Here is a 14,906-nt window from a genome sequence, read left to right as displayed (position 1 = left end):
CCGTGTCGCTCGGGCAGAGCCCGAGGGACACGGCGCGTCCGCGTGTCTCAGGCACCCTCGGCGCCGCGAACCGCAGGTCGAGCCGGATCGGTGACGCCATCGCCAGCCGCGCCCGGACCGGCCGGACCGCCGCGGGGCCCTCAGGGCCGCAGCTCGTGCGCGTACGGCGGTTCCGCGCCCGGGCGCGAGCAGGTGACGGCCGCCGCGCGCGCCGCGAAGTCCAGCAGCCCCGCCCAGTCCCGCGGGCCCAGCTCGGCCACGGCCCGCGCGCCGAGCGCGTCCCGCTCCGCCAGCCCGTGCAGCAGCGCCGCGTTCACCGTGTCGCCCGCGCCGATGGTGTCGGCCACCTCGACCCGCTCGCCCGGCACCTCGTACACGCCGCCGTCACGGGTGTAGGCGGTCAGCCCGTCCCCGCCCCGGGTGACGACGACCGCCGCCGGCCCGGCCGCCAGCCACTCCCGCGGCGTGCCGCCGAGCCACTCGGCGTCCTCCGCGGACAGCTTCAGCAGCGTCACCGACGGCAGCCAGCTCTCGAACCGCGCCCGGTAGGCGTCCGGGTCCGGGATCAGCCCCGCCCGGATGTTCGGATCCAGCGCGGTGAACAGGCCCCGCGCCGCCGCGTCGCGCAGCAGCCCCTCGTAGGCGCTCGCCCCCGGCTCCAGCACCAGCGAACAGGTGCCGAAAGAGATCGCCCGGGTGCCGGACGGCAGCGCGGCGGGCGCCGTGAACAGCCGGTCCGCCGTCCCCTCGACGTAGAAGGAGTACGCGGCCGAGCCGTCCGCGCCCACCGTGGCGACGGCGAGCGTCGTCGGCTCGGGCCCGCGCTGCACCGGTGACAGGTCCACGCCGGACGCGCGCAGCCGCTCCAGCAGCGCCTCGCCGAACGCGTCGAGGGAGACCCGGGAGCAGAAGGCGGTGGGGGAGCCGAGGCGTGCCAGCGCCACGGCCGTGTTGTACGGGCCGCCGCCGAGCGCCGGTGTCAGCGCGGCGAGCGCCCCCGTGCCCTGCGGTACCAGGTCGATCAGTGCCTCACCGGCGACGACGATCACGGACGGTCCCTTTCCGGGGCGATGCGCGGAACTGCCGGGCGGGCCGGGCAGCCGCGTGCGGTGCGATGGACGATGGCGTACGGGAGCCGCGGGATCCGGCCCGGCGGACCGGGTGCGGCACCGACGTCACCGGGCGGGAACGTATCCGGTCCGCCGCCCGGACGTAAACGCCGCCATCGGGGCCGCGCCGCGCGCCCGGTCACGGCCGGGGCACGCCCCCGCCCTGTTCCGGCCGTCATCAGGCCCCGGGCCCGCGGCCCGCACCCCCGTCGCGCACCCTGTCCCCCGGCCAGGCCCCGCCGCCCGCGCCGCATCGCCGCCCGCCCCCTTGACCCGCCCCCACCGGCCCCGAACGCCGCCGGTATCGTCGGCGTGCACCGCCGTCCGACCAGTGGAGACCCTGATGCCCGGCCGACCCTCCGCGAGCCGCCGTACCGTCCTGCGAGGAGTCGCCCTCACCCCCGTCGCCGGACTCGGCGCCGCCGCCTGCTCCCCCGGCGGGGACGCGGGGCCCGCCGGGCCCACCGCGCCCGTCGAGCTCGGGGACGAGAAGGAGGTCGCCCGGGGGAGTGCCACGCTGTACCGGGAGCACAACGTGGTCGTCAGCCGGGGCGAGGACGGTTCCCTGAGGGCCTACAGCTCGATCTGCACGCACGCGGGGTGCCCCATCAACAAGCTGAAGGGGACGACCCTGGTCTGCCCCTGCCACGGCAGCGAGTTCGACGCGCGGACCGGCGAGGTGCTCCAGGCCCCGGCCACCGTGCCGCTGGAGAAGCTGTCCGTACGGACGGAGAAAGGCAGGATCGTGGCGGGTCCGGACGCCTGAGCGGGCGCGCCGCCCGCCGCGGGACGGGCACCCGGCTCCGCCGCAGGGCAGGCACCCGGCTGCGCCGGAGGACGGCGGCCGGACGGCCCTGATCCACGAGCCTGGCCGGGCGTCGTCCACAGCGCCGCCGGAGTGTCGGTCCCCGCCAGTAGGGTGTGAGTCATGGCCGACCCCTCCAGCTACCGCCCCAGGCCGGGTGACATCCCGGACTCCCCGGGGGTGTACAGGTTCCGTGACGAGCACCGCCGGGTGATCTACGTCGGAAAGGCGAAGAGCCTGCGCCAGCGCCTGGCGAACTACTTCCAGGACCTGGCGAACCTCCACCCGCGCACCCGGTCCATGGTCACCACGGCCGCGTCCGTGGAGTGGACGGTGGTGTCCACGGAGGTCGAGGCCCTCCAGCTGGAGTACTCCTGGATCAAGGAGTACGACCCCCGGTTCAACGTCAAGTACCGCGACGACAAGAGCTACCCCTACCTCGCGGTGACGATGAACGAGGACTTCCCGCGCGTGCAGGTGATGCGCGGGCACAAGAAGAAGGGCGTGCGCTACTTCGGGCCCTACGCGCACGCGTGGGCGATCCGCGACACGGTCGACCTGCTGCTGCGCGTCTTCCCGGTGCGCACCTGCTCGGCCGGTGTCTTCAAGAACGCCACCCGCACCGGCCGCCCCTGCCTGCTCGGCTACATCGGCAAGTGCTCCGCGCCCTGTGTGGAGCGGGTGAGCGCCGAGGAGCACCGGGAGCTCGCCGAGGAGTTCTGCGACTTCATGACCGGCCGTACCGGGACGTACATCCGGCGCCTGGAGAAGCGGATGACCGAGGCCGCCGAGGAGATGGAGTACGAGCGGGCGGCCCGGCTGCGCGACGACATCGAGGCCCTGAAGAAGGCCATGGAGAAGAACGCGGTCGTGCTCGCCGACGCGACCGACGCGGATCTGATCGCCGTCGCGGAGGACGAGCTGGAGGCGGCCGTCCAGATCTTCCACGTGCGCGGCGGGCGCGTGCGCGGTCAGCGCGGCTGGGTGACCGACAAGGTCGAGGAGATCACCACCGGCGCCCTGGTCGAGCACGCGTTGCAGCAGCTGTACGGGGAGGAGAGCGGCGACGCCGTTCCCAAGGAGGTGCTGGTCCCGGCCCTGCCCGACCCCGTGGAGCCGGTGCAGGAGTGGCTCGCCGGGCGCCGCGGGGCCCAGGTCTCCCTGCGCATCCCGCAGCGCGGCGACAAGAAGGCGCTCATGGAGACCGTGCAGCGCAACGCCCAGCAGTCGCTCGTCCTGCACAAGACCAGGCGCGCCTCCGACCTGACCACGCGCTCGCGCGCCCTGGAGGAGATCGCCGAAGCCCTCTGCCTGGACAGCGCGCCCCTGAGGATCGAGTGCTACGACATCTCGCACCTCCAGGGGGACGACGTGGTGGCGTCCATGGTGGTCTTCGAGGACGGACTGGCCCGCAAGAGCGAGTACCGCCGCTTCCAGATCAAGGGCTTCCGGGGGCAGGACGACGTCCGGTCCATGCACGAGGTGATCACCCGCCGCTTCCGCCGCTACCTCGCCGAGAAGGAGAAGACGGGGGAGTGGACGGACGGGGACCAGCTCGGCGACGGACTCAAGGAGAGGCTCGGCGACCCGCCCGCGGAGGCGCTCGGCAACGGGCCCGCGGCCGCGCTCGGCAACGGCCTCAAGGACGAGGAGGGCCGCCCCAAGCGCTTCGCCTACCCCCCGCAGCTCATCGTCGTCGACGGCGGCCGGCCCCAGGTGGCCGCGGCCCAGCGGGCCCTGGACGAGCTGGGCATCGACGACATCGCCGTCTGCGGTCTGGCCAAGCGGCTGGAGGAGGTCTGGCTGCCCGCCGAGGAGGACCCGGTGGTCCTGCCGCGCACCAGCGAGGGCCTGTACCTCCTCCAGCGCGTCCGCGACGAGGCGCACCGCTTCGCCATCACCTACCAGCGCAGCAAGCGGGCCAAGCGCCTGCGCTCCAGTCCCCTGGACGACGTGCCCGGCCTGGGCGAGACCCGCAAACAGGCGCTGATCAAGCACTTCGGTTCGGTGAAGAAGCTGCGGGCCGCGACGATCGACCAGATCCGCGAGGTACCCGGCATAGGCAGGAAGACCGCCGAGACGGTCGCCGCGGCCCTCGCCCAGGCGGTCCCGGCCGCGCCCGCCGTGAACACGGCGACCGGAGAGATCATGGAAGACGAGGACGGGGCGCCCGAGACGGCGGCGGGTGCTCCGGGGGAACCCGTGACCGCGGGTGCCCCGGACCGACGACGGGGGCAGGACAGATGACCGAGCACGACACCCGGTCCGCAGCGGAGCGGAACCGGGCCCAGCAGCGGACCGGCGAGGAGCCCGCCGAGCGGGCGGCCTCCCCCGACCAGCGCCATGACGACGGAGCACAGGTGAGTACGGGCAAGGAAACAGCCGGGGCCCCCGAGGCGGCCATCCCCGAGCTGGTGATCATCTCCGGCATGTCCGGGGCCGGCCGCTCCACGGCCGCCAAGTGTCTGGAGGACCTGGGCTGGTTCGTCGTCGACAACCTCCCGCCCGCGCTGATCCCCACCATGGTGGAGCTCGGCGCCCGCTCCCAGGGCAACGTGGCCCGGATCGCGGTCGTCGTCGACGTCCGCGGCCGCCGCTTCTTCGACAATCTGCGCGAGTCCCTCGCCGACCTCGACGCCCGCGGCGTCACCCGGCGGATCGTCTTCCTGGAGTCCTCCGACGAGGCCCTGGTGCGCCGCTTCGAGTCGGTGCGCCGCCCGCACCCCCTCCAGGGCGACGGCCGCATCGTCGACGGCATCGCCGCCGAGCGGGAGCTGCTGCGCGAGCTGCGCGGCGACGCCGACCTGGTGATCGACACCTCCGGCCTCAACGTGCACGAGCTGCGCGCCAAGATGGACGCCCAGTTCGCCGGCGAGGAGGAGCCCGAGCTGCGGGCGACGGTGATGTCCTTCGGCTACAAGTACGGCCTGCCCGTCGACGCCGACCTGGTCGTCGACTGCCGCTTCCTGCCCAACCCCCACTGGGTCCCGGAGCTGCGCCCGTACACCGGCCTCAACGAGGAGGTGTCGGGCTATGTCTTCAACCAGCCCGGCGCCAAGGAGTTCCTCGACCGGTACTCGGAGCTGCTCCAGCTCGTTGCCACGGGCTACCGTCGGGAGGGCAAGCGCTATGTGACCATCGCCGTCGGCTGCACCGGCGGCAAGCACCGCTCCGTCGCCATGTCGGAGAAGCTCGCCGGGCGGCTCGCCGCCGAGGGTGTGGAGACGGTGGTCGTGCACCGGGACATGGGACGGGAATGACAGGACGTACTCCGCGGCTGAGCAGGCTGCGCAGGGTGGTGCCCGAGGGGCGCGGGGGACGCGGGAGCCGCCCCGTGGAGTCCCGGGGCGGCCGGCCGCGCCGCCGGGGCACCCAGCCCAAGGTCGTCGCCCTCGGCGGCGGCATGGGCCTGTCCGCCTCGCTCGCCGCGCTGCGCCGGATCACCGGCGACCTCACCGCCGTCGTCACCGTGGCCGACGACGGCGGCTCCAGCGGGCGCCTCCGTGACGAGCTGGGCGTCCTGCCGCCCGGCGACCTGCGCAAGGCGCTGGCCGCGCTGTGCGGCGACGACGACTGGGGCCAGACCTGGGCGCGGGTCATCCAGCACCGCTTCCAGTCCCACGGGGAGATGCACGGCCACGCGGTCGGCAACCTGCTGATCGTCGCCCTGTGGGAGCAGCTCGGCGACCACGTCCAGGCCCTGGACCTGGTGGGCAAGCTGCTCGGCGCGCAGGGCCGCGTGCTGCCCATGTCCGCCGTGCCGCTGGAGCTCCAGGCCCTGGTCAGGGGCCATGACCCGGACCGGCCGGAGGAGGTGGACACCGTACGGGGGCAGGCGACCGTCGCCCTGACCCCGGGCGAGGTGCAGTCCGTGCACCTCGTGCCCCACGACCCGCCCGCCGTCCCCGAGGCGGTCGACGCCGTCCTCGACGCGGACTGGGTCGTCCTCGGCCCCGGCTCCTGGTTCTCCTCCGTCATCCCGCACCTGCTGGTGCCCGAGCTGCTGGACGCGCTCACCCAGACCAAGGCGCGCCGGGTGCTCTCCTTGAACCTCGCCCCGCAGCCCGGAGAAACCGAGGGCTTCTCCCCGCAGCGTCATTTGGAGGTTTTGGGACGACACGCCCCTAAACTCGCCCTGGACGTGGTGCTGGCCGACGAGGCCGCCGTGCCCGACCGCGACCTGCTGACCGACGCCGCCAAGCGCTTCGGCGCCGCGGTGGAGCTGGCGCCGGTGGCCCGGACCGACGGGACCCCGCGGCACGACCCGGAGCTGCTGGCCGCCGCGTACGACCGTATTTTTCGGATGCATGGAAGGATCGGCCCATGGCGATGACGGCAGCGGTGAAGGACGAGATCTCCCGGCTCCCCGTCACCCGGACCTGCTGCAGAAAGGCGGAGGTCTCCGCCGTTCTGCGGTTCGCCGGCGGCCTTCACCTGGTGAGCGGGCGCATCGTGATCGAGGCGGAGCTGGACACCGCGATGGCGGCCCGCCGCCTGAAGCGGGACATCCTGGAGATCTTCGGCCACGGTTCCGAGCTGATCGTGATGGCGCCGGGCGGGCTGCGGCGCGGCTCGCGCTACGTGGTGCGGGTCGTCGCGGGCGGCGACCAGCTGGCCCGCCAGACCGGACTGGTGGATGGCCGGGGCCGCCCCATCCGCGGGCTGCCCCCGCAGGTGGTCTCGGGGGCCACCTGCGACGCCGAGGCGGCCTGGCGGGGCGCGTTCCTGGCGCACGGCTCGCTCACCGAGCCGGGCCGCTCCTCCTCCCTGGAGGTGACCTGCCCCGGTCCGGAGGCCGCGCTCGCCCTGGTCGGCGCCGCCCGCCGGCTGTCGATCGCCGCGAAGGCCCGCGAGGTGCGCGGCGTGGACCGGGTCGTCGTCCGCGACGGCGACGCGATCGGCGCCCTGCTCACCCGGCTCGGTGCCCATGAGTCGGTGCTGGCCTGGGAAGAGCGCCGGATGCGCCGCGAGGTCCGCGCCACGGCCAACCGCCTCGCCAACTTCGACGACGCCAACCTGCGCCGCTCCGCCCGCGCGGCGGTCGCCGCCGGTGCCCGGGTGGCCCGCGCCCTGGAGATCCTCGGCGACGACGTCCCCGAGCACCTCGCCGCCGCCGGGCGGCTGCGGATGGAGCACAAGCAGGCGTCCCTGGAGGAGCTGGGCGCGCTCGCCGACCCGCCGCTGACCAAGGACGCGGTCGCCGGGCGGATCCGCCGCCTGCTGGCCATGGCCGACAAGCGCGCCGCCGACCTCGGCATCCCGGGCACGGACGCCAACCTCAGCGAGGAACTGGCCGACAACCTGACCGGCTGACCCGCGCGGCCCCCGGTGCCGACCGCCATCCGGGTGGTCGGCACCGGCGTTCCCGTGTCGTCGAGGCGCTCTTGACTCGATCATCGACTGTCATGAGCCTGGCAACCTGTTCGCTGCCGTGGCGAACCACCGCTAGGGGGGTTCATGAGACACAGAGCGAAATCGATCCTCGCCGTCGCCGCGCTCCTGATCGGCGGAGCGGGCCTCGCACCCGCCGCCCAGGCCCAGCCCGCGCGCTCCGCGGGTCCGGACGCGGAGGAAGTCAAGGTCTTCCGCGCCGACGTCACCAAGGAGCAGGTACCCCTGCTGCTGGCGGCCGGCCAGGACGGCCACGAGCTCGGTGAGCAGGTCCCCGACAAGGGCACCGCCACCGTCGAGGTGTACCTCACCGACCGGCAGGCGCGAAAGCTCGAACGGCAGGGCGTCGGCCTCACCGAGCACAGTCTGACCGGCCGCGCCGAGGCGCGGGTCGAGGACGCCGCCGAGGGCGTGTTCCGGCCGTACAGCGGCGAGGGCGGCCTGAGCCAGGAGATCCTCCGGACCGCCCGGCAGCACCCCGGCCTCACCAAGGTCGTGTCCATCGGCACGACGATCCGGGGCCAGGACATCCTCGCCCTGAAGCTCACCAAGGGCGCGCGGCGGTCCGCGGACGGCTCCAAGCCCGCCGTGCTGTACCTGTCCAACCAGCACGCGCGCGAGTGGATCACGCCGGAGATGACCCGGCGGCTGATGCACCATTACCTGGACAACTACCGGACCGACCGGCGCGTCAAGAAGATCGTCGACACCACCGAACTGTGGTTCGTGCTGTCCGCCAACCCCGACGGGTACGACTACACCTTCCAGAGCGACGACACCCGGCTGTGGCGCAAGAACCTGCGCGACGTCAACGGCGACGGCGCCATCACCACCGGCGACGGCGTCGACCTCAACCGGAACTTCGCCTACAAGTGGGGCTACGACAACGAGGGCTCGTCCCCCAGCCCCACCAGCCAGACCTACCGCGGCGCGGGGCCGAACTCCGAGCCCGAGACCCGGGCGCTGGACGCCTTCCAGAAGCGGATCGGCTTCCGGTTCGGCATCAACTACCACTCCGCCGCCGAACTCCTCCTCTACGGCGTGGGCTGGCAGGTCGCCACCCGCACCCCCGACGACGTGCTCTACGAGGCCCTCGCCGGCACCCCGGAGAACTCCGCCGTCCCGGGCTACCGCCCGCAGCTCTCCTCCGAGCTGTACACCACCAACGGCGAGGCGGACGGCCACGCGGCCAACGTCAACGGCATGGCGATGTTCACCCCGGAGATGTCGACCTGCCAGTCCGTCTCCGACGCCGATCCGAACGACGAGTGGAACGCGGCCGACTGCCGCTCCATCTTCACCTTCCCGGACGACGAACGACTGATCCAGCGGGAGTTCGAGAAGAACGTCCCCTTCGCGCTCTCCGTCGCCGAGTCCGCCGCCCGCCCCGACCGGCCCGTCTCCGCCGTCGGCCTGGAGGCCGCCGACTTCACCCCCGCGGCCTTCTCCGCCTCGTACGCGCGCGGCGGCGACCAGGAGGTCTCCGTCGTCGCCCGCAAGTCGCTGCGGGACAAGGAACTCCGGTACCGCGTCAACGGCGGCCGTACCCACGACATGGCGCTCAGGCCCTGGAAGGGCGGCGAGCGCTACGGCGGCGAGGACAACCTCCACTTCGACGAGTACCGCGCGAAGGTCCTAGACGGCGAACCGGGCGACAAGGTCGAGGTGTGGTTCACCGGCGAGACGCGGGGCGGCAGGAAGGTCTCCGGCGGGCACTTCACCTACACGGTCGCCCAGCGGCCGCGCGCGGACGTGCTCGTCGTCGCCGAGGAGGGCACGGCCGCCGCGCACGCCGGGACCTACGCCGACGCGCTGAAGGCCAGCGGCCGCCGGGCCGCCGTCTGGGACGTCGCCACCCAGGGCGTGCCCGACGCGCTCGGCGTGCTCGGCCACTTCCACGCCGTCGTCCACCACACCGGCGCGGCGGTGCCCGGCGCCGCCACCCAGCTCCAGCTGCGGGCCTACCTCAACGAGGGCGGCAAGCTGATCGAGGCGGGCGAACAGGCCGGCGGCGGCGTCGACCTCGGCGACGGCACCCTGTCCGACGACTTCAGCCAGTACTACCTGGGCGCCTACACCCGTACGCCGACGCCCGGGGCGAGCGGGTTCACCGGCTCCGGCCGGCTCGACGGCTTCGCCGGCCCGCTGGCCGACGCGCCCGGCAACCCGCTGGACCGGGCCGGTACCTACGGCGTCACCTCGGAGGAACTGCCCGTCGCCACCCACCCGCAGTTCGCCAGCGAGGGCGCGGGACAGTTCGCCGGGACGGTCAGCCCGTACGGGCCGTACGCGGGCGCCCACATGGCCGCCGCCGTCCACACCGACGACGCCTACAAGCGGCTCACCCGCACCCTCGACCTCACCGGCGTGAGCGCGGCCGACGCACCGGCCCTGCGCACCCGGCTGCTGTGGGACACCGAGCCCGGCTACGACCACGTACTGGTCGAGGCCCGCACCGCCGGGGCCGACGACTGGACCACGCTCCCCGAGGCGGGGGGCGCCACCACCACGGCCGTACCGGCGGAGTGCGCGGCCGGGTACTACGTCGGCGAGCACCCCTGGCTGAAGCGGTACCTGACCGTGGGCGACGACGGCTGCGCCGCGCGGGGCACCAGCGGGGCGTGGCACAGCCTCACCGGCTCCTCCGGGGGCTGGCGGCAGGTCGCCTACGACCTGAGCGCGTACGCCGGGCGGCAGGTGGAGGTCTCCCTGAGCTATGTCAGCGACCCCGGCACCGGCGGCCGCGGCGTCCTGGCCGACGAGGCCGCGCTGGTCGTCGGCGGCGGCGCGGCCGAGACGGAGGGCTTCGAGACGTCCCTGGGCGCCTGGCGGGCCGCCGGACCGCCTCCGGGCAGCCCCGCCGTCCTGAAGGACTGGGCGCGCACCGGCACGCTGTTCCGGACCTACGGAGCGGTCACCACGGACGACACGGTGCTGCTGGGATTCGGTCTGGAACATCTGTCCACGGCGGCCGACCGGGCGGCCCTGATGCGCAAGGCCCTCGCGGCACTGGAAGGGTGACCTGCCAGGTCACACCGGGCGTCACGGAACGTAGCCGTCCGACGTGATCATTGTTCCGCTCCGGGCGGTCCGTGCCCTACTGGCGGGTACGGACCGCCGTGCCGTGTATGAGCCGTCTCGATGTCACTCCCGGGGTCCAGGAGAGGTAGGGTCGGAGGTGGTCGGGGACATCCCATACAGCTCGCCGGCATCGAGAGCCGGCTACCAACGAGGAGATCGGTTCGTGACGATCCGCGTAGGCATCAACGGCTTTGGCCGCATCGGTCGTAACTACTTCCGCGCGCTGCTGGAGCAGGGTGCAGACATCGAGATCGTGGCTGTCAACGACCTGGGTGACACCGCGACCACCGCTCACCTGCTGAAGTACGACACCATCCTCGGCCGCCTCAAGCAGGAGGTGTCGCACACCGAGGACACCATCACCGTCGGCGACAAGACCATCAAGGTCCTCTCCGAGCGCAACCCCGCCGACATCCCCTGGGGCGAGCTGGGTGTCGACATCGTCATCGAGTCCACCGGCATCTTCACCAAGAAGGAAGACGCCGAGAAGCACCTCGCCGGCGGCGCCAAGAAGGTCATCATCTCCGCTCCGGCGAAGAACGAAGACGTCACCGTCGTGATGGGCGTCAACCAGGACCAGTACGACCCGGCGAACCACCACGTCATCTCCAACGCCTCCTGCACCACCAACTGCGTGGCGCCGATGGCGAAGGTGCTCGACGAGAACTTCGGCATCGTCAAGGGCCTGATGACGACGGTCCACGCGTACACCAACGACCAGCGCATCCTGGACTTCCCGCACAAGGACCTGCGCCGCGCCCGCGCCGCCGCCGAGAACATCATCCCGACCACCACGGGCGCCGCCAAGGCCACCGCCCTGGTCCTGCCGCAGCTCAAGGGCAAGCTGGACGGCATGGCCATGCGCGTCCCGGTCCCGACCGGCTCGGTCACCGACCTGGTCGTCGAACTCTCCCGCGAGGTCACCAAGGAAGAGGTCAACGCCGCCTTCCAGAAGGCCGCCGAGGGCGAGCTGAAGGGCGTCCTCGAGTACACCGAGGACGCGATCGTCTCCTCCGACATCGTCAACGCCCCGGCGTCCTGCACCTTCGACTCCTCCCTGACCATGGTCCAGGAGGGCAAGAACGTGAAGGTCATCGGCTGGTACGACAACGAGTGGGGCTACTCCAACCGCCTCGTCGACCTGACGGTCTTCGTCGGCAACCAGCTCTGACCGGCAGAGCAGGCAGCTTGAGGTGAGAACCAGGGCCCGGGCGGCGCGTCGCGCGCCGTCCGGGCCCTGACTCACGTACAGATCAGCCCCCTCCTCCGCGTGCCGGGCGACCACTGCGAGATCATGGAGCGGTCGCCGAGCGCACCGAGCGATCACCAGCCCTTCCCAGGAGCCCTTGCATGAAGACGATCGACGAACTCCTCTCCGAAGGCGTCGCGGGCAAGCGGGTCTTCGTCCGCGCCGACCTCAACGTGCCGCTGGACGGCACCACCATCACCGACGACGGCCGCATCCGCGCCGTGCTGCCCACCGTCAAGGCCCTGGCCGGGGCGGGCGCACGCGTCGTCGTCGCCTCCCACCTGGGCCGCCCCAAGGGCGCCCCCGACCCGGCCTTCTCCCTGGCCGCGGCCGCCAAGCGCCTGGGCGAACTCCTCGGCGCCGAGGTCCGTTTCGCCGAGGACACGGTGGGCCCCGCCGCCGAGTCCGCGGTGGCCGCCCTCGCCGACGGCCAGGTCGCCGTCCTGGAGAACCTGCGCTTCAACGCCGGGGAGACCAGCAAGGACGACGCCGAGCGCGCCGCCTTCGCCGACAAGCTCGCCGGCCTCGCGGACGTCTACGTCGGCGACGGCTTCGGCGCGGTGCACCGGGGGCACGCCTCGGTCTTCGACCTGCCGAAGCGCCTTCCGCACTACGCCGGGTACCTCATCGCCACCGAGGTCGGCGTCCTGAAGAAGCTCACCGAGGACGTCGAGCGGCCCTACGTCGTCGCCCTCGGCGGCGCCAAGGTCTCCGACAAGCTCGCCGTCATCGACCGGCTGCTCGGCAAGGCCGACCGGCTGCTCATCGGCGGCGGCATGGCCTACACCTTCCTCAAGGCCAAGGGCTACGAGGTCGGCATCTCCCTCCTGCAAGAGGACCAGATCCCGGCCGTCACCGAGTACATGGAGCGGGCCGAGAAGAACGGCGTCGAACTGGTCCTGCCCGTCGACGTCCTCGTCTCCGCGGAGTTCCCGGACCTGAAGACCAAGGCCCCGGCGAACCCCACCACCGTCGCCGCGGACGCCATCCCGGCCGACCAGGAGGGTCTGGACATCGGTCCCGAGACCCGCAAGCTGTACGCCTCGAAGCTCGCCGACGCGGCCACCGTCTTCTGGAACGGCCCCATGGGCGTCTTCGAGCACCCCGACTATGCCGAGGGCACCAAGGCGGTCGCCCAGGCCCTCGTCGACTCCCAGGGCTTCACCGTGGTCGGCGGCGGCGACTCCGCCGCGGCCGTCCGCACCCTGGGCTTCGACGAGAAGGCATTCGGCCACATCTCGACCGGCGGTGGCGCCTCCCTCGAATACCTCGAGGGCAAGACGCTCCCCGGCCTCGCCGCACTGGAGGACTGACCCTCGATGAGCACCCGTACGCCGCTGATGGCGGGCAACTGGAAGATGAACCTCAACCACCTGGAGGCCATCGCCCACGTCCAGAAGCTCGCCTTCGCCCTGTCGGACAAGGACTACGACGCCGTCGAGGTCGCCGTCCTTCCCCCCTTCACCGACCTGCGCTCCGTGCAGACCCTGGTCGACGGGGACAAGCTGAGGATCAAGTACGGCGCCCAGGACATCTCCGCGCACGACGGCGGTGCCTACACCGGCGAGATCTCCGGCCCGATGCTGGCCAAGCTGAAGTGCGCCTACGTCGCGATCGGCCACTCCGAGCGCCGCCAGTACCACGGGGAGACCGACGAGCTGGTCAACGCCAAGGTGAAGGCGGCCTACAAGCACGGCCTGACCCCGATCCTGTGCGTCGGCGAGGAGCTGGAGGTGCGTGAGGCGGGCAACCACGTCGCGCACACCCTCGCCCAGGTCGAGGGCGGCCTGAAGGAGCTCCCGGCCGAGCAGGCCGAGACCGTCGTCATCGCCTACGAGCCCGTGTGGGCCATCGGCACCGGCAAGGTCTGCGGTGCGGAGGACGCCCAGGAGGTCTGCGCGGCGATCCGCGGCAAGATCGCCGAGCTGTACACCCAGGAGCTGGCCGACAAGGTCCGCATCCAGTACGGCGGCTCGGTCAAGTCCGGCAACGTCGCCGAGATCATGGCGCAGGCCGACATCGACGGCGCCCTGGTCGGCGGTGCCTCGCTGGACGCCGACGAGTTCGTCAAGATCGTGCGCTTCCGCGACCAGTGAGTGGGCGCTAGCGGGGATCCGTCGTACCCTTGCGGGGACATGGTGGCCTGCCACCATGTCCCCGTCGTCCGTCAGAATCCGAGGAAGTTGGTCCAGCCGTGGTTTTGGGGTTCTCGATCGCCCTGATCGTCTTCAGCCTGCTGCTGATGCTGCTGGTGCTGATGCACAAGGGGAAGGGCGGCGGCCTCTCCGACATGTTCGGTGGCGGCATGCAGTCGTCCGTCGGCGGCTCCTCGGTCGCCGAGCGCAACCTCGACCGGATCACCGTGGTGGTCGGTCTGCTGTGGTTCGCGTGCATCATCGTCCTCGCCCTGGTGATGAAGGCGAACAGCTGAACGGCGCCGCACCCGCGGCACATACGTTCCCCACGTAAGGCCCCATGTACGGTACGCGCCCCCGGGCGCGGCCTATCATGGGGCTTGCGTCTGTGGGCGGGGGGCCTGTAACTCCTATCACTGGACGCGCGTTGAGCCTTACGTAGACTGAGGCGCTCGCGGCGAAGCGGAGCCGACTCGCTTCGCGGCACCATCACGCAGGGAGTTACGACCGTGGCAAGTGGCAACGCGATCCGAGGAAGCCGGGTCGGGGCGGGGCCGATGGGCGAGGCCGAGCGCGGCGAGTCCGCGCCGCGCCTGCGCGTCTCCTTCTGGTGCTCCAACGGGCATGAGACGCAGCCGAGCTTCGCCAGCGACGCACAGGTCCCCGAAACCTGGGACTGCCCCCGCTGCGGCTTCCCGGCCGGGCAGGACCGGGACAATCCGCCGGACCCGCCGCGCACCGAGCCCTACAAGACGCACCTGGCGTATGTGCGCGAGCGGCGCAGCGACGCGGACGGCGAGGCGATCCTCGCCGAGGCGCTCGCCAAACTGCGGGGCGAGATCTAGGAGTTGGACTACGGCCGGGTATCCGAAAGGTGCCCGGCCGAGTCGTCTGGCCGGATCCGTCCGGCCGGGTGTCCGTCGCCGGTGGTCCGCTCGACGGGCCCGCCGCGGCGCCGCTGTCGGCCGTGGGCACCACCACGCCGCTCGCGGTCCCACGCTCTCACCTCGACCCGGCGCGGGCTGCGGACCCCCACCGTGCTGTGCGACATCGGCCATGGGGCCCCGCCCCCTGGCGCTCGCGGTGCTCTTGGCGCTTCTGTTGCTCCTGGTGGTCGAAACCCGGGCCCTGCTCGC

12 protein-coding genes are annotated in these 14,906 nt (G+C 72.4%); 11 read left to right on the top strand and 1 reads right to left on the bottom strand.

Features of this window, described 5'->3' with window-relative positions:
* Window positions 1–140 precede the first annotated feature (140 nt).
* Window positions 141–1,049 carry a carbohydrate kinase gene (locus AB0L74_RS17295; RefSeq protein WP_365652081.1) on the bottom strand — a complete coding sequence of 303 codons (909 nt, stop codon included), beginning with the start codon at window positions 1,047–1,049 and terminating at the stop codon, window positions 141–143.
* A 403-nt stretch (window positions 1,050–1,452) separates the two neighbouring features.
* Between AB0L74_RS17295 and AB0L74_RS17290 the strand changes: the two genes are divergently transcribed.
* The 11 genes from AB0L74_RS17290 to AB0L74_RS17240 all read left to right on the top strand — a co-directional run bounded on the left by AB0L74_RS17290 (window position 1,453) and on the right by AB0L74_RS17240 (window position 14,615).
* A complete protein-coding gene (locus tag AB0L74_RS17290) occupies window positions 1,453–1,875 on the top strand; it encodes a Rieske (2Fe-2S) protein (protein ID WP_365652078.1) in 423 nt (140 codons plus the stop codon).
* A 162-nt stretch (window positions 1,876–2,037) separates the two neighbouring features.
* On the top strand, window positions 2,038–4,161 hold the full coding sequence (gene uvrC, locus AB0L74_RS17285) for an excinuclease ABC subunit UvrC (protein ID WP_365652075.1): 2,124 nt from the start codon (window positions 2,038–2,040) through the stop codon (window positions 4,159–4,161).
* Window positions 4,158–5,174 carry an RNase adapter RapZ gene (gene rapZ / locus AB0L74_RS17280; RefSeq protein WP_365652072.1) on the top strand — a complete coding sequence of 339 codons (1,017 nt, stop codon included), beginning with the start codon at window positions 4,158–4,160 and terminating at the stop codon, window positions 5,172–5,174. Before uvrC ends, rapZ begins: the two co-directional genes overlap by 4 nt.
* Window positions 5,171–6,247, top strand: coding sequence for a uridine diphosphate-N-acetylglucosamine-binding protein YvcK (yvcK, locus tag AB0L74_RS17275; protein ID WP_365652070.1), 1,077 nt, complete (start codon window positions 5,171–5,173; stop codon window positions 6,245–6,247). Before rapZ ends, yvcK begins: the two co-directional genes overlap by 4 nt.
* Window positions 6,238–7,227, top strand: a complete 990-nt coding sequence (gene whiA, locus AB0L74_RS17270; RefSeq protein WP_365652067.1) for a DNA-binding protein WhiA — start codon at window positions 6,238–6,240, stop codon at window positions 7,225–7,227. The genes yvcK and whiA overlap by 10 nt, the downstream gene beginning before the upstream one ends.
* A gap of 144 nt (window positions 7,228–7,371) precedes the next feature.
* Window positions 7,372–10,326: a M14 family zinc carboxypeptidase gene (locus tag AB0L74_RS17265; RefSeq protein WP_365652064.1), complete on the top strand. Its 2,955-nt coding sequence runs from the start codon at window positions 7,372–7,374 to the stop codon at window positions 10,324–10,326.
* A 223-nt stretch (window positions 10,327–10,549) separates the two neighbouring features.
* Complete coding sequence (gene gap, locus AB0L74_RS17260; protein WP_365652061.1) at window positions 10,550–11,557, top strand: type I glyceraldehyde-3-phosphate dehydrogenase; 1,008 nt, start codon at window positions 10,550–10,552, stop codon at window positions 11,555–11,557.
* Between the two features lie 179 nt (window positions 11,558–11,736).
* The gene (locus AB0L74_RS17255) at window positions 11,737–12,948 is read left to right on the top strand and encodes a phosphoglycerate kinase (protein ID WP_365652057.1); all 1,212 of its coding nucleotides are present in this window, start codon (window positions 11,737–11,739) and stop codon (window positions 12,946–12,948) included.
* A gap of 6 nt (window positions 12,949–12,954) precedes the next feature.
* Window positions 12,955–13,731, top strand: a complete 777-nt coding sequence (tpiA, locus tag AB0L74_RS17250) for a triose-phosphate isomerase (protein ID WP_365652054.1) — start codon at window positions 12,955–12,957, stop codon at window positions 13,729–13,731.
* A 98-nt stretch (window positions 13,732–13,829) separates the two neighbouring features.
* Window positions 13,830–14,066, top strand: coding sequence for a preprotein translocase subunit SecG (gene secG, locus AB0L74_RS17245; RefSeq protein WP_365652051.1), 237 nt, complete (start codon window positions 13,830–13,832; stop codon window positions 14,064–14,066).
* A gap of 213 nt (window positions 14,067–14,279) precedes the next feature.
* A complete protein-coding gene (locus AB0L74_RS17240) occupies window positions 14,280–14,615 on the top strand; it encodes an RNA polymerase-binding protein RbpA (RefSeq protein WP_119105043.1) in 336 nt (111 codons plus the stop codon).
* The last annotated feature ends 291 nt before the right edge of the window (window positions 14,616–14,906 follow it).

The sequence above is a fragment of the Streptomyces sp. NPDC052020 genome, assembly GCF_040680575.1.
Classification (GTDB): domain Bacteria; phylum Actinomycetota; class Actinomycetes; order Streptomycetales; family Streptomycetaceae; genus Streptomyces.
Note: the sequence above shows the minus strand (reverse complement) of the source record. Positions and strands in the feature narration are given on the sequence as shown.

What these genes read in the sequence shown, in the direction of transcription:
- AB0L74_RS17290 (WP_365652078.1), top strand. Translation starts at nt 1,453, where the DNA reads ATGCCCGGCCGACCCTCCGCGAGCCGCCGTACCGTCCTGCGAGGAGTC.
- uvrC (WP_365652075.1), top strand. Translation starts at nt 2,038, where the DNA reads ATGGCCGACCCCTCCAGCTACCGCCCCAGGCCGGGTGACATCCCGGAC.
- rapZ (WP_365652072.1), top strand. Translation starts at nt 4,158, where the DNA reads ATGACCGAGCACGACACCCGGTCCGCAGCGGAGCGGAACCGGGCCCAG.
- yvcK (WP_365652070.1), top strand. Translation starts at nt 5,171, where the DNA reads ATGACAGGACGTACTCCGCGGCTGAGCAGGCTGCGCAGGGTGGTGCCC.
- whiA (WP_365652067.1), top strand. Translation starts at nt 6,238, where the DNA reads ATGGCGATGACGGCAGCGGTGAAGGACGAGATCTCCCGGCTCCCCGTC.
- AB0L74_RS17265 (WP_365652064.1), top strand. Translation starts at nt 7,372, where the DNA reads ATGAGACACAGAGCGAAATCGATCCTCGCCGTCGCCGCGCTCCTGATC.
- AB0L74_RS17255 (WP_365652057.1), top strand. Translation starts at nt 11,737, where the DNA reads ATGAAGACGATCGACGAACTCCTCTCCGAAGGCGTCGCGGGCAAGCGG.
- tpiA (WP_365652054.1), top strand. Translation starts at nt 12,955, where the DNA reads ATGAGCACCCGTACGCCGCTGATGGCGGGCAACTGGAAGATGAACCTC.